This window comes from Brevibacillus sp. NRS-1366, assembly GCF_050467985.1.
In genome coordinates, this window is record NZ_JBITPN010000059.1 from 45,904 (window position 1) to 69,757 (window position 23,854).

21 protein-coding genes are annotated in these 23,854 nt (G+C 47.6%); 20 read left to right on the forward strand and 1 reads right to left on the reverse strand.

Translation table 11 applies throughout. The features are described 5' to 3' along the window. Positions 1-6 precede the first annotated feature (6 nt). The 17 genes from ACIFQN_RS32380 (at position 7) to ACIFQN_RS32460 (ending at position 19,071) form a co-directional block, all read left to right on the forward strand. Complete coding sequence (locus tag ACIFQN_RS32380; protein ID WP_429837172.1) at positions 7-1,452, forward strand: aldehyde dehydrogenase family protein; 1,446 nt, start codon at positions 7-9, stop codon at positions 1,450-1,452. Between the two features lie 38 nt (positions 1,453-1,490). Then, entirely contained in the window at positions 1,491-2,273 is a 783-nt protein-coding gene (locus ACIFQN_RS32385) for an IclR family transcriptional regulator (protein WP_429837173.1), read from the forward strand. Positions 2,274-2,383: 110 nt separating this feature from the next. Further along, entirely contained in the window at positions 2,384-2,914 is a 531-nt protein-coding gene (locus ACIFQN_RS32390; RefSeq protein ID WP_429837174.1) for a cupin domain-containing protein, read from the forward strand. 88 nt (positions 2,915-3,002) lie between these two features. Then, positions 3,003-3,821, forward strand: coding sequence for an alpha/beta fold hydrolase (locus ACIFQN_RS32395; protein ID WP_429837175.1), 819 nt, complete (start codon positions 3,003-3,005; stop codon positions 3,819-3,821). Next, positions 3,821-4,603 (forward strand): aspartate dehydrogenase, encoded by a 783-nt coding sequence (gene nadX, locus ACIFQN_RS32400; protein ID WP_429837176.1) that lies wholly within the window; start codon positions 3,821-3,823, stop codon positions 4,601-4,603. The genes ACIFQN_RS32395 and nadX overlap by 1 nt, the downstream gene beginning before the upstream one ends. A 102-nt stretch (positions 4,604-4,705) precedes the next feature. Further along, entirely contained in the window at positions 4,706-5,482 is a 777-nt protein-coding gene (locus ACIFQN_RS32405; protein WP_429837177.1) for an IclR family transcriptional regulator, read from the forward strand. Between the two features lie 186 nt (positions 5,483-5,668). Further along, positions 5,669-6,571 carry a phosphotransferase family protein gene (locus ACIFQN_RS32410; protein ID WP_429837178.1) on the forward strand — a complete coding sequence of 301 codons (903 nt, stop codon included), beginning with the start codon at positions 5,669-5,671 and terminating at the stop codon, positions 6,569-6,571. Positions 6,572-6,663: 92 nt separating this feature from the next. Then, the gene (locus ACIFQN_RS32415) at positions 6,664-8,040 is read left to right on the forward strand and encodes a LysM peptidoglycan-binding domain-containing protein (RefSeq protein WP_429837179.1); all 1,377 of its coding nucleotides are present in this window, start codon (positions 6,664-6,666) and stop codon (positions 8,038-8,040) included. Between the two features lie 312 nt (positions 8,041-8,352). Continuing rightward, positions 8,353-8,547 carry a YezD family protein gene (locus ACIFQN_RS32420; RefSeq protein ID WP_429837180.1) on the forward strand — a complete coding sequence of 65 codons (195 nt, stop codon included), beginning with the start codon at positions 8,353-8,355 and terminating at the stop codon, positions 8,545-8,547. A 65-nt stretch (positions 8,548-8,612) separates the two neighbouring features. Further along, a complete protein-coding gene (locus ACIFQN_RS32425; RefSeq protein WP_429837181.1) occupies positions 8,613-8,894 on the forward strand; it encodes a DUF2325 domain-containing protein in 282 nt (93 codons plus the stop codon). Positions 8,895-9,137: 243 nt separating this feature from the next. Beyond that, on the forward strand, positions 9,138-10,778 hold the full coding sequence (locus ACIFQN_RS32430; protein WP_429837182.1) for a peptide ABC transporter substrate-binding protein: 1,641 nt from the start codon (positions 9,138-9,140) through the stop codon (positions 10,776-10,778). A gap of 67 nt (positions 10,779-10,845) precedes the next feature. After that, on the forward strand, positions 10,846-11,739 hold the full coding sequence (locus tag ACIFQN_RS32435) for a serine hydrolase (protein WP_429837183.1): 894 nt from the start codon (positions 10,846-10,848) through the stop codon (positions 11,737-11,739). Between the two features lie 3 nt (positions 11,740-11,742). Continuing rightward, positions 11,743-13,158 carry a serine hydrolase gene (locus ACIFQN_RS32440; protein ID WP_429837184.1) on the forward strand — a complete coding sequence of 472 codons (1,416 nt, stop codon included), beginning with the start codon at positions 11,743-11,745 and terminating at the stop codon, positions 13,156-13,158. Positions 13,159-13,272: 114 nt separating this feature from the next. Beyond that, positions 13,273-14,469 (forward strand): sensor histidine kinase, encoded by a 1,197-nt coding sequence (locus ACIFQN_RS32445; protein ID WP_429837185.1) that lies wholly within the window; start codon positions 13,273-13,275, stop codon positions 14,467-14,469. 233 nt (positions 14,470-14,702) lie between these two features. Further along, positions 14,703-17,138 carry a bifunctional diguanylate cyclase/phosphodiesterase gene (locus tag ACIFQN_RS32450; protein WP_429837186.1) on the forward strand — a complete coding sequence of 812 codons (2,436 nt, stop codon included), beginning with the start codon at positions 14,703-14,705 and terminating at the stop codon, positions 17,136-17,138. Positions 17,139-17,451: 313 nt separating this feature from the next. After that, entirely contained in the window at positions 17,452-18,174 is a 723-nt protein-coding gene (locus ACIFQN_RS32455; RefSeq protein ID WP_429837187.1) for an exonuclease domain-containing protein, read from the forward strand. A gap of 39 nt (positions 18,175-18,213) precedes the next feature. Further along, positions 18,214-19,071, forward strand: coding sequence for a GNAT family N-acetyltransferase (locus ACIFQN_RS32460; protein ID WP_429837188.1), 858 nt, complete (start codon positions 18,214-18,216; stop codon positions 19,069-19,071). 79 nt (positions 19,072-19,150) lie between these two features. Here ACIFQN_RS32460 and ACIFQN_RS32465 read toward each other — a convergent pair whose 3' ends face one another. Beyond that, a complete protein-coding gene (locus ACIFQN_RS32465) occupies positions 19,151-20,119 on the reverse strand; it encodes an MraY family glycosyltransferase (RefSeq protein ID WP_429837189.1) in 969 nt (322 codons plus the stop codon). A gap of 155 nt (positions 20,120-20,274) precedes the next feature. On the opposite strand from ACIFQN_RS32465, the gene ACIFQN_RS32470 reads away from it, so the two are divergent. The 3 genes from ACIFQN_RS32470 to ACIFQN_RS32480 all read left to right on the forward strand — a co-directional run bounded on the left by ACIFQN_RS32470 (position 20,275) and on the right by ACIFQN_RS32480 (position 23,838). After that, positions 20,275-20,667 carry a hypothetical protein gene (locus ACIFQN_RS32470; RefSeq protein ID WP_429837190.1) on the forward strand — a complete coding sequence of 131 codons (393 nt, stop codon included), beginning with the start codon at positions 20,275-20,277 and terminating at the stop codon, positions 20,665-20,667. 332 nt (positions 20,668-20,999) lie between these two features. Then, the gene (locus tag ACIFQN_RS32475) at positions 21,000-22,178 is read left to right on the forward strand and encodes a M20 family metallopeptidase (RefSeq protein ID WP_429837191.1); all 1,179 of its coding nucleotides are present in this window, start codon (positions 21,000-21,002) and stop codon (positions 22,176-22,178) included. Positions 22,179-22,197: 19 nt separating this feature from the next. After that, positions 22,198-23,838, forward strand: coding sequence for a peptide ABC transporter substrate-binding protein (locus ACIFQN_RS32480; protein WP_429837192.1), 1,641 nt, complete (start codon positions 22,198-22,200; stop codon positions 23,836-23,838). The last annotated feature ends 16 nt before the right edge of the window (positions 23,839-23,854 follow it).

The following is a 23,854-nucleotide window of genomic DNA, read 5'->3' on the forward strand; positions in this document are numbered from 1 at the left end:
GTTCAGATGACAAGCGCATATCCAAGCATTTCCGGACAATTCCTGATCAATGGCGAATGGATTGCAGGGAAGCGGGTTACTGCGGTGACCAACCCCGCCATTTTGACAGAAGTCGTCGGAGAAGTAGCTCTATGTTCGAAACAGGATGTCGGGCAAGCGATAGATGCAGCACAAGCAGCGTTTCCCGGGTGGGCCGGGACTTCCGCTGAGAAAAGAGCTGCCCTGATCAAGGAAGCTTCCAGTCAGTTGGCTGCGATTATCGAAGAAAGCGTGCCTCTGTTTGTTCGGGAAAACGGAAAGGTATTGGTAGAAGCCAAAAAGGATCTTCTCCGCTGTGTAGAGATCATGAGCAAAGGGGCAGATGCTCTCGTAGCGTGGTGGAAAACGGAGTCGATACCTGGGGGACAGATGGTGCAGATCCGCAGACGTCCGCGTGGCGTGACAGCCGTCATCTCGCCCTGGAATTCACCGATGATTCTGACGTTCAAGCGTGTCATTCCCGCCATCCTTGCAGGAAACACCGTGGTCGTCAAACCTGCAACTGACTGTCCTTTGACCGTATTGTCCAGCCTGCGTGTAGTGGCCGCTCATTTGCCGCCGGGCGTGATTAATATCGTCACGGGCTCAGGAGCTTTGGTAGGGGAACAGATTTGCAGCGATCCGCGTGTGCGTGCCATTGCTTTTACGGGAAGCACGGAGACGGGGAAGCGCATCATGGGCATGTCGGCAGGAACAGTGAAAAAGCTGTACATGGAGCTAGGGGGAAACGATCCAGCCCTGATTTTGCCCGATGCCATTCTCGATGAAGCAGCAATAGAGCGCATTCGTATGGGAATCCTGCGTGCGGCGGGTCAAGTATGCTCTGCGATCAAACGCGTCTACGTGCATGAATCCCGTTACGAGGAGTTCATGACCAAGCTGAAGCGTGAGTTCCAGCGAATGATCGTAGGCAACGGCATGCAGCCTGACGCCATGATGGGACCGATCAATAACAAGGCACAATACGATTTTGTCACTGGGTTAATCGAACGTACGAGAGAGGCAGGTGCCCATGTACAGACATTAGGAAACAAATTAGAAAAAGAGACCTGGGAAAATGGCTATTTTCTGCTTCCGTCTATCGTAACTGGCGTGAGCCAAGCCAGTGAACTGGTGCGCGCAGAGCAATTTGGTCCTGTGATACCCGTTATTCCTTATTCGGATCAGGAAGAAGTCATTGCGATGGCAAATGATACAGAGTTTGGGCTGCGTGCCTCCATATGGACGGCTAACCAACAGCTGGCGGAAGCATTGGCTGACCGCCTGGATGCGGGTGCTGTCTTCTTTAACAACCATACAATTTTCCAAGATCTCCACCTTGATTTCCCCGGGCTAAAGGAGAGCGGATTAAGCAGAGAAACGGCTTGGTGCGGGATTGATTTATTCGCAGATACGTACGGCTTTGCCAATTAGATAAAAACCTTCCATTCCAGAAAAGAGAGGGCTAAGCGATGGAAAAAGAAGAAAAAGATCGGTACAATTCCAGCTCCCTCGTCAGGGGATTGGAAATTTTGCGGCTATTCCGGCCGGAGCAACCAACCCTTTCCCTGGTGGAAATTGCCAATCAATTAGGAGTTAGCCGGACAACGCCATTCCGACTGTTGTTTACGCTGCAAACACTTGGATATTTACATCAGAACGAACATACGAAGCGATACGAATTGACACCAAAAGTACTGGAGCTTGGGTTTGCCTATCTGAATACGTTGCAAATTACGGAGGTGGCACGACCATTTCTGGAGCGGCTTCGTGATGAGACGGGTGGATCTGCACATATCGGGATACTCGATGAGACGGCTGTCGTCTATGTGGCGAGAGTATCAGCGAGGGGGGTATCTACGGTTAGTGTCACCGTTGGCTCACGCTTACCTGCTCATGCCACGGCTCTGGGCAAGACGCTGCTGGCGTTTTTGCCGAGAGAAAAGTGGCAGGAAATACTCCTGATTTCAGACCTTCATTCGTATACAAAAGATACAAAGACGATGATGGCAGCCCTTCTCAAGGAGTTGGAGCTGATTCGGAGGCAGGGGTATGCGATTAGCAACGGTGAGTTCGAGAGCGGGATTCGCTCGGCAGCCGCCCCTATTTTCGATAATACCGGACAGGTGATAGCGGCTGTCAATGTTGCGGCTCCGGAAGCCATTTTGCCAGATGGTTATCTAGCTAAGTTTGTGCTGCCTGCGATTCTGGAGACAGCCGACCAGCTTTCTGCTTTTTACGGCTATTCGCAGTAAAGCCCAATTTTCTCACCATTTCGAATATTGACTTTTGGGAAAACGAAGCCTATAATTTTAAATACAAAACTATGTTTTCTATTTAAAACGATATCGAGGAGGATTTACCCATGAGTGACCAAAACATCACGATCGAAGAATTCGAGCAAAAGTATGTAGCCCGCCTGAATACAAGAAAAATTGACTATGATGCGCTCTCTTTCCAAGAGCAAGTAAGTCCGACTTACCGCCGTGCCCAATGCCGTTATGTTGGTACTGGCGGCGTGGCAACCACTGACAGCAACGTCATCAAAGCCGAGCACTTCACGCTCTCCAACATGTACCTGCCGGCAGGAGCGGAAGGCCCGATGCACCTGCACGACGATGTGGAGGAAGTGTTCTTCGTTATCCGCGGTACGGTCACTGCACGTATACAAATTGGCGAGACTATCCATGAAGTAAAGCTGGAAGAGCGCGACTGCATCTGGACTCCGCCAGGCTACTACCGTGGCGTTCGCAACGATGGAGAAAGCGAAGCAATCATGGCAGTTATGCTTGGAGCGAGCAAGCCGCAAATCCCGACTTATCCAGAAGGCAGCGAATTGGAATCCATCCGCGTCGAGCGTGCGAGGGCAAAAGCAGCGGCAGCAGAACAGAAATAAGACGCGAAAAGACCGGCACATATCGGCCGGGTCTTTTCATTTCACGATACAAATATCGCTGTATTTTCTAACTTGACTTGAGGTGAAGATGATGGCTACTACACAGGTTGGTTCACTCACGATTCACTATCAGACGGCAGGTGAGGGAATCCCGCTTATCTTGTTGCACGGTTTGGGCAATAACTCAGGGTCGTGGTCAAGGCAGCTTGCGGGACTGCAAAATCAATTTCAGGTCATTGCATGGGACACACCGGGATATGGCGAGAGCTCGGATCCAGAGCCGGAGTTTCGGACTTTCCGCGAGTTGGCAGTGATCTTACGAGACTTCCTCGATGCGCTCGGCTTTCAAAAGATTTACTTGCTGGGTCACTCCATGGGGAGCACGCTTGCCATGCAGTTCTGCTCCATGTATCCCGAATATGTAGAGGCGCTGATTTTGGCGGCAAGCACGCGGGGTGGGCTAGCGAATCCTGAGTCCAATGAACGCAAGCTGAAAAACAGGCTGCACAATATTGAAAATCTTTCGCCAGAGGAATTGGCTGAGCGGCGGACACCTGACATGTTTTCCAAATTCGCATCGGGAGAAGCAATTACCGAGGCCATGCGGATTATGTCAAAGGTACGTCCCGCCGGATACAGATCGGTCGCCTACTCGCTCTATCATGCTGACCAGACGTCATTGCTTTCCTCCATTCAGATGCCTACGCTGCTTATTTGCGGAGAGGATGACACGGTTACTCCCGTAGCGGAATCCCGCATGGTGGAACAGAGGATTCTAGGCTCCAGACTGGAACTGATCGCGCAGGCAGGACATCTGTGCTATATCGAAAAGCCGGAGGAATTCAACGCCCTTGTGCGTTCGTTTTTACAATCGGTAAGCCAGAAGGTAAACGAGGGGGAAGTCTGATGAAGATAGGAATTATCGGCGGGGGCAATGTCGCGAGGTTTCTATTGAAAAGCATTAATGTCGACCGGAGGCTGCCCAACTGCTCGGTAGAGTCTGTTTTTCTCAGACGGCCAGAAGTGGCGAGCGAATGGGAGTGCGATTATGGGACGCGTATTTACACGGATCTGGATGCCTTTTTGTCATCGGGCATTGATATCGTAGTGGAGGCAGCGACTGTTCAGGCGGTTCGTGAATACGCGGAGCAGGTGATTGCGCGGCGCAAGGATCTCGTGATTATCAGCGTGGGCGCGCTGGTCGACCAGGAGTTGTATCAGCGGCTAAACGAGCTCTGTCGTCAGTTGGGGACACGCATTTTGCTTCCGTCCGGAGCGATCGGCGGATTGGATGTGATTCGCTCGGCGATGGCCATGCAGCAATTGGACGAGGTCTCGCTTACGACCAGGAAACCGCCGCAATCCCTTTTAGGGCGAATGGTAGAGCAAGAGGAAGTCGTGTTTGAAGGCAGTGCGACGGAGGCAATCAGCCGTTTTCCGCAAAATATCAACGTTTCGATCGTGCTGTCGCTGGCGGGCTTAGGCTGTGATAAAACGAGGGTGAAAATCGTGGCGGATCCACGCGTGACGAAAAATATCCATAGTATTGAGGCGATTGGCTCCTTTGGCCAGCTTTGTGTGAAGCTGGAGAACAATCCGATGCCGGAAAATCCCAAAACCAGCCATTTGGCTGCGCTCAGCGTTCTTTCTACCTTGAAAAAGCAAACAGAGCGGATCTTAATCGGGTAAACTTATTTGGCTATTCGCACTTGTTACGTTACCGCGTGAAGACTACAATAGGTTCAATGGTTCCTATTGCATGTCCCTTAGTGAAAGGAGTAACAAGCGCTCATGCCGAAAACGGAGAAAGATCGGTACCTCTCTAATTCCCTCATCAGGGGGTTGGAAATATTAAAAATGTTCGACGCTTCTCACTCAACGTTGAGTTTGGCAGAGATCGCCTCCAAGATGGGGGTAAGCCGGACTGTCCCATTCCGATTTTTGTACACCCTTCAGCATTTGGGGTACCTTTTTCAGGATGAGACGACCAAGCGCTATCAGCTAACTCCCAAAGTAATGGAGCTCGGCTTTGCCTTTTTAAACACCATGCAGCTCCCAGAATTGGCAAGACCGTACTTAGAAAAGTTGCGCGATCAAACAGGCGCGTCTGCGCATATCGGAATATTGGATGGAAATGAGGTCGTCTACATCGCTCGTGCCGCTACCTCTACCAATTTTTCCACGCTCAATGTCATGATTGGCTCGCGGCTGCCGGCACATGCTACCTCGATGGGGAAGGTTCTCTTGGCATTCCTCCCCAAGGAAAAGCTGACTGCTCAGTTGGAGAGTGTCGATCTGCAATCCTTTACGACCCAGACCAAAACGATGCTCCGTGACTTGACGTCGGAGCTCGAAGAAATCCGCCTGAGAGGCTATGCGGTCAGCAATGAAGAGTTCGAGCTTGGGATCTGCTCGGTTGCCGTACCTATTTTTGACCGAGACAAAATGATTACAGCGGCAGTGAACGTGGCAGCCCCGACCAGCATTCTCTCAGCAGCTATTCTCGACTCCCAAATCATTCCGGCTGTCTGCGAGACGGCAAAAGCACTGTCTGGTTTTGCTAAGTAAGCAAGTGCAGGATCTGATCGACTCGTGAGTAAAAAAGTGGATATTACGTAAAAAGCTGCTGTTCATAATCGAACGGCAGCTTTTTTGTTGTTCATGCTCGAGGACTTGACGTAAAACGCTCTCCCCATTTCTTGGCTAAGTCATATTATGGATCAATGGGAAGTTACAGTCGAGAGGATGAGTAGGTTGCTGCCAGCAAATTCATTGATTACTTATATAAAAACCAAGCATCCTGAATTATCAAGGGAGTTGATCCGAATAAATGATTCAGGATGGTCAAATCTTGTTTTAGTAGTAGGAGGACGATTTATTTTCCGCTTTCCGAGAACGGAAAACGCAAAAAAAACATTACAATTGGAGCAGCGTATTTTGCCGGGATTGAGTAATATTCTTCCGGTAGCTATTCCTCATTTTGTTTATTCGTCTAGCCCAGCGGATGAAATCACATATGTTGGTTACCCCATCCTCAAGGGGATTCCTCTAACAAATGCAGTTCTTATTTCTTTTAAGGATAAACAAAGGGAGCAGTTGGCTCATGATCTGGGGAGATTTTTGACAGCTCTTCATACCTATCCAATAGAAAATGCTTTTTCATACGCTTTTGATACCTCCGGCACAAGAAAGACGTGGCAGAGAATCTACGAACGAATTCAAAATAAGGCTTTTCCTTATATGGATTCAATGCTTAAGGCTTGGACTGATCGTGTATTTACTGGCTTCTTATCCGACTCAGATTCCTTCAAATTTTCCCCATGTCTATTACACAATGATTTTAAACCGGAACATATTCTTTATGATCCGGAACAGAAAGCAATCTCAGGTGTCATTGATTTTGGGTCTATGTGGGTGGGAGACCCGGCATATGACTTTGTAGGCTTACACAAAGCATATAGTGAGGAATTTGCAAAAACGGTCATACGTTCCTACGGTGCAACAGTTGATCAAGCATTTTTTAAACGAATCAATGCTTTTTACTTAAAAGTGACGAGTTTTTGGAAGTTATTTCATGGAATAGAAACAAGGAGCCCAGAATTAATTCAGAGTGCGTTGAAAAAGTTACAAAGGATCGCGCAAGAGGACAGCAGGTAACTCTTGTAAGACTTGCTGTAGCAGTCGTTTCCAGTCGGCAGGCTGCTGCATATTGTACGGGAGAATTAAGCATCAAAATATGAGGTGAAAAAATGCGTGTTTTGTTTTTTGAAAGTCATCCCATGTGGATTCATGGACTGCCAAATGGATTTCGTGATGCCGGACATCAAGTTATGGTCTCCGGTCCATTAACGGAACAAAACATTCCTGAGATGATTTCTGAGTTTGGGCCTGATTTAATAATCATGATGGGGTGGGGACCTGAACACACATTTCAAAGACAAAACTGGATCCAAAAATACGCACATTCCACAGATGTGCCGCTTATTTACTGGGCAACAGAAGACCCCACCTTTGCTGTGAGTTTTTCCGTACCATTAATTCGGATGATAAAGCCTCATTTCGTATTTACGATTTGTCCTTCTTGGGTTAAGCATTACAACAGCCTAGGTATAAAAGCAGCTCATATGGACTTCGGTCATCACTCAAGTGTCCATCAACCCGTGGAAAGTCACGCTCGATACCGCAGTTCTATTGCTGTAGTCGCGAATGCCTATCCAAATGTTTTAGAAAAATATCCTGATCATTATCGACTTATATCACTCGATACACTGATTCGTCCGCTCGTTCAGGAGAAGATACGAATCAATTTTTTTGGACGGGATTGGGATAAAATGAAACCATATTTAGGCGTGGACATACCCCGAGAGTGGATGTATGGGTATTTGCCTTACCCTGATGCAAACAAAGTCTACAGTTCTGTTGATATCGTCATTGGTTTACAAAATTATCAGACACAAGTGACGCAAAGAACCTATGAAATACTGGGTTCGGGCGGGTTTCTTTTTACACAAGATACCCCGGAGATTAGGCGAAAGTTCAAGCACGGTCATGACCTTGTTGTTTCTTCTTCCCCCCAAGAAACACTACGATTGATCCGCTACTACCTGGAACATCCCGAGGAGTGTAATCAGATCCGAGAGCAAGGCAGACGTGCTGTCTGTAATGATACCTATCAGCATCGTGCGGAATATATGATTACTGTTTTGCAAGAACAAGGGATATTGCAGAGTGATGACCGTTCTGAACAAGCAGGTGGAGAGAATGACAAGAAAACGGACGATAAAAAAGAGAAGGTTGAAGTGCATCTTGTAAAATCAGGGGACACTCTTTGGAAAATCTCCAAGAAATATGGTGTTTCTGTAGAGCAAATCAAAAGATGGAATAAACTTACTTCCGAAATGATCATTGTCGATCAACAACTGAAGATTAGAGAAAAAGCAACTGTCGGTAGTAAGGATGATGAGATTGAGAAAGTGTATCTCGTAAAACCTGGGGACACTCTTTGGAAGATTTCCAAGGAAAATGGCGTATCTGTAGAGCAAATCAAAAGATGGAATAAACTGACTTCCGATATGATCATTGTCAAACAAAAGCTAAAGCTTTACGGAGAAAAGGAGGGGATGTAATGAAACCAAATGCCCCTATCTCGCGACGCACATAAAGGTTGCCTTTATCCGCTTATCGTTAGTTTCCTGATAAATGGGTACGGGCGAAAATACTTCGAATAAGAGTGCCCTTTGACGAATCTCGTTGGAGGGTATTTTTTCACCTTGATGTACCCATCTCGATTTAGAATCGGTTTCCTCGTAGACCCAGTGCTTTTCATTGACAGACTGGGAATGAGGAGGTATTATCAAGAGAATAAAACAAACTAAACAGGTAGGAATAATGTATATTTGATTTTTGTTTTTTGATTGAGACAAAGGAGGCGGGACCTTATGCTAAAAAAAGCAGGTGTTCTTGATGATCTGCTGATGGAGAGAATCACACGTGCATTGGAAACTTTGGAATATGGCTCCATACATATCGTGGTTCACGATTCACAGGTGGTCCAGATCGAGCGGACGGAAAAATACAGACTTCCTGCTGAAAAGGCCGATGCAAAATACAATCAGCTTCGGGCAAGCAAGTAGCAAATGGGCAGCACAGAAGGCTCGAAACGGATGAAGATGAGGATAATAGAGAGGAGGATCTTGAAATGGCAGGCGTTCTAGTAGTTGGAGGAGATCGGTTAGGAGAAATTGAAAGCTTATTGCAGGATAAAGGATTCCGCCACGTCTATCACGTATCCGGGAGGAAAAAGTCAGATGTGAAAACGACTATCCCTTCAGATACAGAGCTTATTCTCGTCTTTATCAATTTCGTCAGTCACAGTCTTAGCAAAAATATAAAGAAGCTGGCGAAACAAAAGCATGTTCCGATCGTTTTTTGCAGGCGTTCCTGTGATGCGGTCTCCATGTACGAACCAGCTATCAGCTAAAAGAAAGGGGCTTCGCTTTTTGGCACATGCTCCCGCATATATTCGTCTCTGAATAGAGGTATTCAATCATGAATACCTCTATTTGTTGTTCCAAAAGCAGCTGGCTGAAAAATGTCGGAAAAGAGCGAGCAAAACTATTCATTGATGAATAATGAAATCGGAAAAAGCTAGATAGTTACATATGGCACGTAATTTGCAGAATATTTATTCATCAGAGAATACATGATTTGTAGGGGGTCCAGCATGAAAAAACCAGTTGCCATTTTGAGTATGTTTGTTCTGCTCACAGGTCTGTTCGCAGGCTGTAGCAGCAGCGATCAAGCGAATCAGACAGGGACACAGCCGCCCAAGCAGTCGACGTCAGAGTCGGCGCCTTCACAGCTTGCTGCTACTCAGGTTTTGCACATGAATGCGGCTGAACCAGAAACATTGGATTCAGGAATGTCCAACGATGTCATTTCAGGAGCTTTCATCCGCTCGCTGTACGATTCGCTGGTGCGGCTGGACAAGGATGGAAAACCGGTGAACTCTGTTGCTTCCGATATTCAAATCTCAGAAGACAAAAAGGTCTACACGTTCAAACTGCGCGACAGCAAGTGGAGCAATGGCGATCCGGTTACGGCAAATGACTTTGCCTTTGCCTGGATGCGCGTTCTCGATCCCAAAACAGCCAGTGGATCAGCTTACAAGTACTACGCGATTAAAAATGCAAGGTCATTCTTCGAAGGAAAAGTACAAGCACAAGACGTCGGAATCAAAGTAGTGGATGACAAAACATTGGAAGTCACACTGGAAAATCCGACACCGTATTTCCTTACTCTTGCTACCTTCTACTATCCGGTCAATCAAAAAGTAGTAGAGTCCAATCCGGATTGGGCGAAAAAGCCGGAGACGATTGTCACGAATGGGCCGTTCAAGCTAGCAAAATGGGAGCATAAAAACAAGATTGAGCTGGCGAAAAATGAGAACTATTGGGAAAATGACGTCGTGAAGCTGGATAAAATCGAGTTTTCCATGATCGAGGATACGAATACGGAACTGGAACTGTTCAATAGCGGCGAGCTGGATTGGGCAGGCGGACCAATCAGCGGATTGCCTGCAGATGCGATCGGGCCTTTGCGTGACGAAGGCAAGCTGAAAACGATGGAGCGCGCAACCAGCTACTACTTGCTGTTCCAAACAGAAAAACCGCCATTCACGAATGCAAAGATTCGCAAAGCGTTTGCTTACGCGATCAACCGCAAGGATATTGCTGAAAACATTGGACAGGCTGGTCAGACGCCGCTAATGGGATTTGTTCCGCTTTCTGCTTCATTAAAACCCGATGGATATTTCAAGGATAATGATGCTGAGACGGCGAAACAGTTATTGGCAGAAGGCATGAAGGAATTGGGAATGACCAAGCTGCCTGAAATCACCTATCTGTTCAATACTTCTGACCTCAATAAAAAGATCGCCGAGGCTTTGCAAGCCCAGTGGAAACAAGTGCTCGGCGTGGACGTGAAGCTGACGAACAAGGAATTGAAGGTCATGTTTGACGACCAGGAGCATGGCAAGTACATGATTTCGCGTACAGGCTGGACAGGCGATTACAACGATTCTGTCAACTTCTTGGAGCTGATGATGGAGAAGTACAGCTCCAAGAACTCTACCTTCTGGGGCAATGAGAAGTATGTGGAGCTCGTGAAAAAAGCATATGCCGAACCAGATGAGGCGAAGCGCAATCAGTATCTGATCGACGCAGAAAGCATCCTGATGGACGAAATGCCGGTTACAGGCGTATACAGCAGCGTCAATTCCTGGGTACAAAATGACAAAGTAAAAGGAATCACTGTGGACCCCTTGGGCTACATCGACTTCAAGTGGGGGTTCAAAGAACAATAGCGTAAGACAGAAATGGCCGACACCTTATCGAGTTGGCCATTTTGAGGGCGAACAAGGAGGCATGGACATGGGCTGGCAACAGGCAATGGAGGAAGCGCTGACGGACGCACCGGGTGTGTTCGGTGTAGCAGCTAGGCATTTGGAGACAGGGGAATTTGCGGGCAATTTGGACGATCAGCTTTTCCAATTGGCAAGTGCGTTCAAGATTCCGATCATGGTTACGTTGATGCGGGAGGTAGAGGCCGGCAAGATTCGATTGGATCAACGTGTCACACTGCAGCGTGATGACAGAGTGCCTGGTTCCGGGGTTTTGCAGGAGCTGGATGCGGGTGCTGCTTTGACTGTAAAGGACTTGGCGACGCTGATGACGATTGTGAGCGACAACTACGCGACAGACCTCGTGATCGAGCTGATTGGTGGGCTGGACCAGGTAAACGCACATATGCGTGAGCTTGGACTAAACGAAATTTATCTGCGCCACACTTGCTGGGAACTGCTGAATCACTGTGTGGGCATGAACGAGCTAGGACCGACATCGGCAGGCTTTGCTGAATACGAGCGCAGGGAAGAGACAGGGGAGTACGAAATCATCCATGACGTTTCGCTGCCAACACGGGATAACAACGTTGCCACGCCTGCTGATCTGAATCGCCTCCTGGCTATGATCGCGCAAAAACAAATCCTGACTCCGGCATCGTGTGAGGTCATGCTCGATATTTTGCACCGGCAGCAATACAATAGCCGCCTGCCAGCTCTCTTGCTGGAAGGAACCAAGGTCGCGCATAAAACAGGTACTGTAAATGGCGTTGTCAATGATGCGGGCATCATTTATTTGCCAAAAGGAAAAGGCACGATAGCGATTACCGTATTATCTCGGGGTGTAACCGACAAGATCGCAGCAGAGCATACAATCGCCCGGATAGCCAAAGCGATTTACGATCAGGCGATGGGAGATGAATGAGCCTTGCGTACATGGATGCAGGAATTTGAAACCTATGCACAGCAGCTGCTGGACGAGGCCAAAGTACCGGGAGCTGCGATCGGGGTAGCCCGTTACGGGAAAATGCTGTACAGCAAAACGTTTGGCTATCGCGACAGAGAACGTGAGCTGCCACTCTCCATGGATACCGTGTTTGGCATCGCGTCGATCACCAAGTCCTTTACCTGCGTCGCCATCATGCAGCTGCAGGAGGCGGGTAAGCTATCTATTCATGACCCAGTCGTTATGTATTTGCCCGAATTCCGTGCGGGTGACCAGGAGCTGTCTACTCGTATCACTATTCATCACTTCATGACGCATACGCCGGGAATGGCACCCTTGCCTTTTTTGGACGGAGCCATGAAGCGCAGCATGGAGCAGGACCCTGCGATTATCGGTACGGAAGCCGAGACTGACCTCTTAGGCCTGCCGTATTTGGATACGTACGAACAGGTGATGGAGGCAATCGCCGGATTTGATGGGAAGCCACTCGGTGAGCCAGGGACTGCTTTTAGCTACAACAATGACGCGTATGGCCTTTTAGGTGCGATCATTGAACGAGTGAGCGGGAAAACGTACGAGGAGTACGTGGCAGAACATATTTTACAGCCGCTCGGCATGACGCGGACAGTCTTTGATGTAGAAGCCTTGGCGGATCAGGACGATGTCACCGTTCTGTACACGAACAAGAAAATCGAGGGCGTGGACCAGGTGATTGCCGCTCCGTTTTGGCACGATGCACCAGCCATGCGGGCAGCTGGCTTTCTCAAATCGACCGTAAACGATCTGCTCGCCTATTTGGAAGTATTCCGTACAGGTGGAGATAGTGGTGCAGCGAACGTATTGTCGGCAGATAGCGTTGCCCAGATGCTTTCCCCGCACGCCAGATGCGATGGCTATCGCTACTACGGCTACGGGCTGATGGTTTCGCCTGCTTTTCCTGATGGACAATTGATCGAGCATGGAGGCTCGCTGAAGGGCATTAGTTCGCACATCTTTGCAGTTCCTGACAAAGGTTTGACGGGTGTCGTGCTGATCAATGTTGATGGAGTCGCTGTACGGGAGCTGGTCGTGGGCTTGCTGAATACGATCGCTTCTAGGCCCGCAAACGAGCCGCTTTATCCAGTCGTGCGCTATGAGATGACCGAGGAGCAGCTATCCGAGTACGCGGGGAGCTATGAGTCGAAGGAGTGGACCAAGGCCCTGATTGAAAAAAGAGAGGGTGAGCTGTACCTCGAAGTAGACAGCCTTTCATATCCTCTCATCCCCACAGACAAGGACAGCTTCCTTTTCAAGAGAAGAGATTCGTTTGTCTGGATTGACTTTTTCCGATCACCTGAAGGTCAGATCGAGAGAATGAGTTATTCCTTGCGCCAGTTACTCAAAACAGGTGCGAACTAAAGCCTGCAACGGTTGTTGCTACAGGAAAAAGGACAATTCGTTTTTCTAGCGAATTGTTCTTTTGTTTGCTGGGAATTCCTGGCGGCACAGTAGGCACAATGGGAGACGAGAAAGATGGATTGGGAAGCGGCTAGGAGCCAATGGTTACATATTTTTCTTGCGGTAAAGGAAGAGATCTTGGAATTGCATATGAGAGATATGCTCTTATTTGGTGAACCCGTTTCTCGTTATTACCGTAAGTATCAGAAGCAGCAGCGAATGGGAATTCAAGGTATGCTGACGGAAGCCTTTCAACAAATTTTCGCCGAGGAGAAAGAGTATGCAGAGTATTTGCATGCTTTGGCTGCCGAAGCGTACATCTGGGGTGAGCGCTGGGCGCAAAAGGAAATTCCCAAAGAAGTGTTGCTCGAAGTCTTATTTAATCTGCGGCAAAATGTATTCGATGAAGTCAACCGTTGCAGCGGGGCGAGCGAGATGAAAGAAGCGCTGTTTGCACGCCTGTACCATATTTTAAATGTACGCTATCACCATACGATACGCGGGTTTCTGGCTTCCAAGGATCAGATGATCAGCCATTTACATCAGCAGAAGATCGGAATCATCGGGCAAATGGCTGCGGGAATGGCACATGAGATTCGCAATCCCCTCGCTGCCTTTCACGGATTTCTTCAGTTGATGGGTCAGAGCATAGAGCAGGAATCCGAGGAAATCAATCGGAAGCAGTTTACCCAGTACATTCAAATTTGCCAGCATGAGGTGCAAGCACTGGAAAAGCTGGTAACCAATTTTTTGATATTAGCCCGCAAAAACGAACAAATGGACAAGCAAAATGAGGCGATAACATTGCGGCCTCTTCTTGAGCGGGTAAACGATCTGGCCAAGCATTACAGCGTTGAAAAGAATGTCTCTCTGTCTTTTACGTATGAAGAGGATTCCTGCCTGGTATGGGCGATACCGACTCATGTGGAGCAGATTTGTCTGAACCTGATCAAAAATGCAATAGATGCGGTAGCCATGAATGGTACTGTAATGGTCCGCACCAAATTATTGGTGATTGAACCGTATGTCTGCATAACGATTGAAGACAACGGCTGTGGCATTTCAGAGCAGCGCTTGAAGCATCTCTTTGAACCGTTTTATACAACCAAGGAGAAAGGGACAGGGATTGGGTTATCCGTCTGCAAGAAGCTCATTGAGGAGATGGATGGGAAAATTAACGTTGAATCAATAGAGGGGATAGGGACAAGAGTGGACATTCGACTGGCTGCAGTCACTTCGTCAACATACGTTCAAGGAGCCGGACATGCTTGACACCTGAGCGGGTCAGGCTTTTTAAATTGTCGTGGTCAAATCAGGCTTCGAACCGCAGTAAGTAACCCTCGTCTGCCTGTGACAGTCGGGGTTTTTGTTTGGTTAAAGGGAAGGGAAATTACCAGGATTTCGTGTTTTAATAATGATTCCATAATTCAATTGTGTCGTTCTTTTCAAAACGATATACTGGCATAAAACTGAGGATAAAGAATGAAGAAGGCAGGTGAAGGGGTTTGCATCACCAGATACACGGAACGTACGATAGCTTCCTTGTTATTCTGTCTTATTTAATCGCTGTTACAGCTTCCTATTCTGCTCTCGATTTGGCAGGAAGAGTGACTATGAGCAAGGGGAAACACCGACTCCTCTGGTTAGTCTTTGGTGCAACCTCGATGGGACTAGGAATCTGGTCCATGCATTTTGTCGGTATGCTGGCGCTTACTCTCCCGATAAAGGTTCTCTATGACATAGAGTTAGTGGTTCTTTCGGTTCTCCTAGCTATTTTTGTTTCAAGTATTGCGTTGTTTACTGTAACAAGAGATGAGCTGAGGATAAAGGACCTTGTCATCTCCGGCGTACTGATGGCTGCCGGTATATCGGGGATGCACTATGTCGGGATGGCAGCGATGATCATTGAAATAACCTATGACAGCTGGGTGGTTGTTCTTTCTGTTATCATTGCAGGCACTGCCTCTGTGGCGGCTTTGTGGCTGTTGTTTTATTTTCGTAAAGATCAATCGAAATTTGCCTACTTGTACAAGCTGGGCAGTGCCCTCATTATGGGAGCGGCGATTGCTGGGATGCATTATACCGGAATGGTTGCGGCACATTTCCATGCAAGTGAGCAGATCATGGGTACTATGGATATGCAGATTGAAACGGGCACATTAGCTTATATTATCGTGTTGGCCACCTTTCTGCTGCTCGGGGTTACTTTGGCTGGGGTGTTTATTAATAAACAGTTTTCACAAAAAGATTCCGTCATTCAAGAAAATGAAAGCTGGTATCATTCGCTTTATAAAAATAATGAGTACGGCATTATTTCCTTGGATACGAATGACATCATCATCAATATGAACCCGGCAGTAACCAAGATTTCTGGACTTCGACTGGATGAATACATGAATCAGCATGTTTCCAAGCTTGGGTTGCATATAGCATGGGAGGAAAGAGACAAAGCCAAAAAATTATATAACCAAGTTCAGAGGAATCTCCCTAAAAGCTTTGAAACGGTTTTGCATCATGCAAATGGGAGCAAAGTCGAGCTGAGTGTAATGATCGTACCGGTAGATATTGAAGGAGAAGTAGTAGGGAACCATATTATTATTAAGGATGTAACCGAAGAAAATTCGGCTAAGGAGAAAATCAAGCATTTAGCCTATCACGATGAATTGACTGGATTACCCAACCGAAGAAAGTTCAATCAGATCCTCAGCGAGACGATTGAGAGAAGTGATCACGACTCATCCACATTTGCTGTAATGGTTCTCGATATTGATCGGTTTAAAATGATCAATGATTCCTTGGGGCACACCTATGGAGATATATTTTTACAAGGGGTCAGCAAGAGAATTACGAAAAGCGCAGAAGGGTACAATGCGACCATTGCCAGAATGGGCGGGGACGAATTTACGATCATCTGTGAGACGGAGGCAGACGGTGGGAGAGCGGCTGAATTGGCTGAAGGGATGATTGATGCCCTCAAGCAGCCATTTCATTTAAAAGATAACGACTTCTACATTTCAGCCAGCATTGGCACGGCTATATTTCCCTTACATGGGACAGATGCTGTCGAGTTGCTCAAGAAAGCGGATGCCGCGATGTATGAAGTGAAGAAACAGGGAAAAAACGGACATCTTTTTTACACGCCGGCCCTTGATGTCCAGCTGATAGAGAATATTGAGCTGGAAAGTGATCTTAGAAAAGCCATTGAACGAAATGAACTGGTGGTGTATTACCAGCCGCAATTTCATGCTGAGCACAATAATATGATCGGATTGGAAGCACTCGTCAGATGGAATCATCCTTCCAAAGGGATGATGTCTCCTGGGACGTTTATCCCCATTGCTGAAGAGACAGGTTTGATTTATGAAATTGGTACATGGGTTCTTCGGGAGGCTTGTAGACAGATGAAAAAGTGGCATGACGAAGGAGGACCGCTTATACCGGTGTCTGTGAACCTTTCATCGCATCAATTCCATCAGCCCAACTTGGTGGAGTATATCAAGGACATACTCGAGGAAACGAAGCTGGACCCCAAATATTTGGAGTTGGAGATAACAGAGAGCATGATGATGGATCCGGCCGTATCCATTAGTATACTGGAGGAGCTTAACAAGATCGGAGCCCGGATCAGTTTGGATGACTTCGGAACAGGCTATAGCTCACTCAGTTATTTGAAAAAATTTCCGATTCATAAATTGAAAATTGATCGTTCCTTTATCACGGATATATCAAAAAACAATAACGACAAAGCGATTGTGGCCACTATCATCGCCATGGCCCAGCATCTCAAATTGGACGTAATTGCAGAAGGAATTGAAACAAAGGATCAACTCGACATTCTTACCGAAAACGACTGTATGGAAATTCAAGGGTACTATTTCAGCAGACCATTATCTGCCGATGAAGTGGAAAATGCGTTCTTTGTTCCGTCTAGATTGCAGTAGTTATTTCTCGAATAGTGCTGTGTCAAACAGAAAAAAGGGGGCCATATACAGTCTATTCCCAAGGCCCGACTATCTCTATGAAAATGGATGTCTATATAAGGAGTTTTTAACCAAAGACCTCGTCTCTCCATATGGAGACGAGGTTGAACTCTATCTCACATTTAATCAGCACGCTTGGTTTCCATTCCATTCCCTTTTTCCTTTTCTAATGGTATACAGGCATTATTTATTCCCTAAAAAAACGCACTTTTTTTGATTTCTGGTCCCAATACCCGGCATAATAGAGCTATTACGTTCAGGATGTGATTATACATTGCAAATTATCGTGTTTGACTTGGAAACCACACTTACTCATCAAAAAGACAAGATACCCGAAATTATCGAAATAGGAGCTGCGAAAGTCGTACCGGGGAAAAACGGAGTGGAAGTAGAGACCTTTCAGCGCTATACTTTTCCCGCAATTGAGCGCAGAATTACGGAGCGGACGCGCAAGTTTATCGGTCTGGATAAAGAAAACATGCCGACCTTCATCCCGTTTCGCAAAGCCTTTGCCTCCTTTTTGGAATGGATCGGGGAGGATTCCGATTACTATTTGTGCACGTGGGGAAAAGACGACAAACGGCTGATGATTGAGCACTGCGCCCGCTTCGGTCTTGATTTTTCTTGGCTCTGCAACTATAACGATATCCAGCCTCCGATCAGCATGCTGCTCGCTGACCGCAAGCAGATGAGTTTAAAAGAAGCGATTGATACGGCGGGAATCATCCAGGAGGGGAGACTTCACTCTGCCTTGGTAGATGCGATCCATACTGCCCATCTGCTCATCAAATTCAACAAGACCGTCCACCTTGTTGAAAACACACCAGAAGAGAATTACAGCTTATCCAGCTCGCTTTATATTACGTGCCGTTCGTGCAAAAAGAGTAAATACTATACGGCTTTTGGCAGAAAAAGCAGAAGATGTGCAGCCTGCCTGGAGCAGCGCAAGCAATCGGAGCAAGCGGCAGTAGAAGCTGCAACTGTACAACAAAGCTAATATAAGAAGCAAATGGGAGAGAGCAGAAGGGGGAGCATAATGATTCGAGAATGGCTGCCACCAGAGAGAGAGTCAGTCGTGAAGATGATTGGAGAAGGCATCCTGTGGCGACTGGAAGAAATTGCGGCAATGCTGCAGAACTCTACGGTCTATGTTTATGAGGAAAAAGGACAGATCCGGGCCTGCGCCATGTATGATCTCACGTCTTTCGGAGATGATGGAACAGCCGAAATCCATCTGTATACACATCCAGCCAGCCGTAATCAGGGGATTGGCTCCGCGCTTTTCGACAAGGTCTGGACAGAATTACAGGATAAAAAACCGGCCGCCGTTGCCACCACCTATCGGGTCGATCAACAGCCGTCTACCGATTTTTTTGCCCAACGAGGCTTTCAGCCCATCTGGGGCCATCATTTTATGAAATACATAGGTGAAGCTGGTCCTGAGCCAGTGCTTTCGGTACGAAAGTTTGAGGAAAAAGACCTGGATATGTACATACAGTCGCAAAGTGATGCCTACTATGAGGTGCGAAAAGGAATAGATTTAAAGCCGTACAAGCTGACAGACTACACAGAGAAAACGATGACTTCCTGGAAAACATGGATTTTAAACGACATGCGGGAGGATATTTATTTGTTTTACGATCAGGAGTCGTTTGTAGGCTCGCTGATTTTGACTCCACATGGAGAAGTGTATGATGTGTTTGTAGACCCGGTTCATCAAGGAAAAGGCTTTGGCGAACAGCTCGTTCGTTTTTTCGTCAACCGCACACTGGAAAAAGGGCTGCAGCCGCACCTAATTACAGGTACACATAATCATCCTGCCATCCACTTGTATGAAAAGGCAGGCTTTCAAATTTGTCAGACGACGACAACCGGGAAGCGAGAGCTTGCATAAAGCTGCACGGGTCGCGATAACCCCACAAAAAAATGCCGCGGGCGAATGACCCAAGCGGCATTTTTGTATGTATTCCTTGTTACACTCCGAGCAAGAGCAAGATGATGGAGGTCAAACTAAAGCACACGCTGATCAAGCAGAGAAACGCGACGACTTGCTTAGGATTGAGTCCCATGCGAAGCAATCGGTAATGCACTTGACTGGCATCGGCTTGATAGATTGGCTTCCCTTGCATAAAGCGCTTCGTCACGACAAACAGATTATCGAAGATCGGCACACCGAGAGCCAAAATCGGGATGAACAGGGAGAGCACCGTAGCTTGCTTGAAAGCACCGTCCAGCGCGATGACCGCCAAAATAAAGCCGAGGAAGGTCGCTCCCGCATCCCCCATGAAAATCTTCGCAGGTGGTTTGTTGTAACGCAGATAAGCGAGAGCGACACCGATCAGACTGATCGCCATGATTGCCGAGGTGCTCTGCCCTTTTGCCAGTGCGACGACGAACAGGGTTCCGGCCGAGATTGCTGATAGTCCTCCGGCCAACCCGTCCATGCCATCAGAGAAATTGATGACGGTGGTGACGCCAAAGATCCACAGGATGGTCAAGACGAATTGCAGCCATACAGGGAGCAGAATGTATTCGCCGCTCAGCGGATTGTAAAAGCCGGAAAAGGTGATGCCAGACAGGTAGACGATGACAGCCGCCGATACTTGGACAATCAGCTTAGGCAGCGCGGAGAAATCCTTGCCTTGTGTTTTATACCAATCATCGATCGTTCCGATGACGAGCAGCAGTAATGATCCTGTCAGGACAGCAATTGTTTGCTCAGGTGATTCTTTTGAAAAAAGAACAAACGATGCTGCAAAACCAATGAAAATGGCATAGCTAGCGGTTAACGGGATGGGTTCCCTGTGAATTTTCCGTTCTACGTCTTTGCGAGGCTTGTCCACAAAATCAAGTCGAAATGCCAATTTGCCGAGTGGCGGAATCAACACAAGAACAATAAAAAAGGACAGCAGAAAGGAAATCGCATATGTAATCATAATCATCTCCTAGAATGAGAGAGCTTTTTTCTACAAATCTATTATAGGTAGAATCCCAAATTTTGTCGACTCTTGTTGTCCGACAGGGGAGGTACCAGAAAAAATTGGTACTTATGACATCTGGGGCAAAAAAAATATAATCCCTTTTAGGAGGGATCGAAATGGAATACATGGCATTATGGTTCATCTTGGGCATTATTTTTATGATTACGTTGATCACATCCGGCGTCAGGCTGTGGCAAAAAGCAGTCATAATTTGCTACTATCTCGTGCTTTCCTACATCTTTATTTCGCGAAAAGAAGAGATATACCGCCAGTACCATACGCTGCCTGTTCCGGAAAAGTACTGGGAATCCAATTCGGAGTGGGTCTATTTCATGCTCGATTTTTATTTTCTCCCCTTCCTTTTGATTCTGTTGTTCAACTACTTCCAATGGTTCAGGAAAGCAAAGGGGACGAAGAAAAAATGGTGGATTGCTCTGTCGCTTCTTCCTGCCGGGGCTTTGTACGGGTGCATGGTCATTATTTTCGGGATGTACGGATATCGTCCCTAGGGCATGGATGGAAAGTAACTGATCAAGGTGGTTGCATCATAGTTCGTAAAAAGGCTGTCTGTCGCTACAGATGGCTTTTTTGTTGCCCCTGCAAGCAAGAATACCCTTTGGAGTATTAATTTTCGAAATTTATTATCCATTTACTTAATTTTTATTTATTGTATAATTGCTTACTAATCTTATTTTTGTGATTATTATGGAAAATAAAGGGAGTTGACTAAGCCAAAACAAACGGTATTTTGAAGCTAGCAAGAGGTTTATAGCGCAAAAAAAGAGCTTCTTGCAGCCAGATCAACTGGCAGAAAAATGAACATTTGAAAGGAAACGAAACGATGCTTCAATCTCTTTTACACCGCTTACAAGAGCTTCATCCTGACATGATTGAGATTCGCAGAGACCTGCACATGTATCCCGAGCTGTCCTTTGAAGAGGTGCGAACACCGCAAAAAATCGCCGAGTTTTTGCAAGAGCTGGGTCTGGACGTAAAAACCGGAGTCGGAGGTCGCGGAGTAGTGGCCACGCTCACAGGCGGAAAGCCGGGCAAGACAGTGGCGGTACGCGCCGATTTCGATGCGCTGCCGATTGAGGAACAGACAAATACACCGTATGCCTCGAAAAACCCGGGCGTCATGCATGCCTGTGGTCATGATGCGCATACAGCGATCGTACTGGGGCTAGCCAAGGCTTTCTCGGAAGTACGCGAGCAGCTGCAAGGCAGCATTGTCTTCATTCATCAGCATGCCGAAGAGGTACTGCCTGGCGGAGCGATCCAGATGATTGAGGATGGCTGTCTGGAAGGGGTGGATGCGATCTTTGCCACCCATATGGAGAATGATTATCCTGTCGGCACCGTTGCGTATCGCAGCGGGTACATCATGGCTGCGGCCGACGATTTTTTCATTGATGTGATTGGCGTAGGCGGACATGCCCAGGCTCCACATCAGGCCAGGGATGCACTGGTTGCAGCGGCACAGATCGTTTGCAACCTGCAGCATATCGTCAGCCGGCGTGTTGATCCGTTCAAGACCGCGATCGTTTCCATCGGCTCGCTGCATTCCGGCACAGCCACCAACATTATTAGCGGGGAAGCGAGGATCGAAGGGACGGTTCGGGTGTTTGACGAACAGATTCGCAACAATATTCAGGAAATGATAGAGGATATCATCGCATCAACCTGCAGGGCTGCGGGCGTGAGCTACAAGCTCAATTATGAGCGCGGGCTTCCGGCTACGTGGAATCATCCGATGGAGACAGAGCTTTTGGTTGAGGCCGCCAAACAGGTACTGCCCGCGGAGAATATTGTGGAAATGGATGCCATTATGGGCTCGGAGGATTTTGCCTACTACTTGCAAAAAGTGCCGGGTTCCTATTTCTTTACGGGTTCAGCCAATCCCGAGCTGGGAGAGGTTTATCCATACCACCATCCCAAGTTTGACATTGACGAACGCGCTTTACTGATTGCCTCCAAAACCTTGGCAGCAGCTATACTCCAGTTTTTGCAAGAGACTTGAAATCAAGGGGGAATTGGTTATGAAGAAGTATGCTTTTTCCATAGCAAGTATCTTTCTTGCGGCAAGTATGATGATGGCAGGCTGTACGGGCAGCAGCGTCCAGCAGGGACAAGCAGAGACGACATCTGATCAGGGAACCGAACAAGCGGCCAAAGGAGGAAAGCAAGTATTACGGCTGAATTTTCATACCGAACCGCCTACGGCTGACCCGGGGATCGCGGACGACAATACGTCCAGCGTCGTGCTGCGGGCTACGTTTGATGGCTTGACACGGCTTGACCCAGATGGGAAGCAAAGCCCTTCTGTCGCCGAGACCATCGATGTGTCACCTGACCTGAAAACCTACACATTCCATCTGCGCGACAGCAAGTGGAGCAATGGAGATCCTGTAACGGCGCACGATTTCGAGTTCGCCTGGAAACGGGTGCTGAATCCGGAAACGGCTTCTACGATGGCCTATGAAATGTACGTGATCAAAGGGGCAGAGGCGTATAATAAAGGGAATGGCAAAGCAGAGGATGTCGGCATCAAGGCGACAGATGACAAGACACTGGTCGTTGAGATGGAAAATCCATCCCCGTATTTCCTGGAGCTGACCTCTCTCTATACGTTTTATCCGTTGAACAAGAAAGCGGTTGAAGCGAACAAGAACTGGGCGACGGAGGCTGCCACACATATCGGAAACGGTGCTTTCAAAATGGATGTTTGGCAGCACAAAAGCAAAATGACGCTGTCCAAAAACGGGGAGTATTGGGACAAGGACAAGGTGCAGATTGATAGAATCGAGTTTTCCATGGTGGAGGACGAGAGCACCGAGTTGTCCATGTTTGAAAACGATGATCTCGATTGGGTCGGCTCACCGATGAGCCAGCTGCCTGTGGATGCGATTGGACCGCTCAAGGAGAGCGGCCGCTTGCAAATCCAGCCGATTGCGGCTACCTATATGCTCAAATTCAATACGAACCAGGCTCCATTCCAAAATGCGAAAATTCGCAAAGCGTTCGCCTATGCCATCAATCGTCAGACGATTGTGGACAATGTACTGCAAGCAAATCAGGAGCCTGCGACAGGGATTGTTCCGGGTGTGATGCCCTTGAACAGGGACGGATATTTTAAAGACAACGATGCAGAGAATGCCAAGAAGCTGCTGGATGAAGGAATGAAGGAGCTGGGGATTACCGAGCTGCCCAAGATCACCTTCTCCCTCAACTCCTCGCAAACCAACAAGACTATTGCCGAAGCGATGCAGGATCAATGGAAGAAAGTGCTGGGCGTTGATGTGAAGCTGGAGCTGCAGGAATGGAAGGTATATCTGGACACGATGCGCTACGGCAAGTATCAGTTGGGACGGATGACCTGGTCTGCTACATACAAGGATCCTGTTACTTTCTTGAATATTTTTAAAGACAAAACAGGAGAAAACAATGAAACCGGCTGGGAGAACCCGCGATTCAAGGAATTGATTGAAGCCTCCGGCAAGGAAGCGGACAATGATAAACGCCTCGGCATGCTGGCTGAAGCAGAGCAGATTTTGATGGACGAAATGCCGATTGCACCGGTTTATTTCAACGCTCATTCCTGGATGACCAATCCCAAAGTCAAGGGTGCCTTGCCAGACGGATTGGGGAACATCGACTTCAAGTGGGCAACGATTGAATAAAGAACGGAGTTAGCGA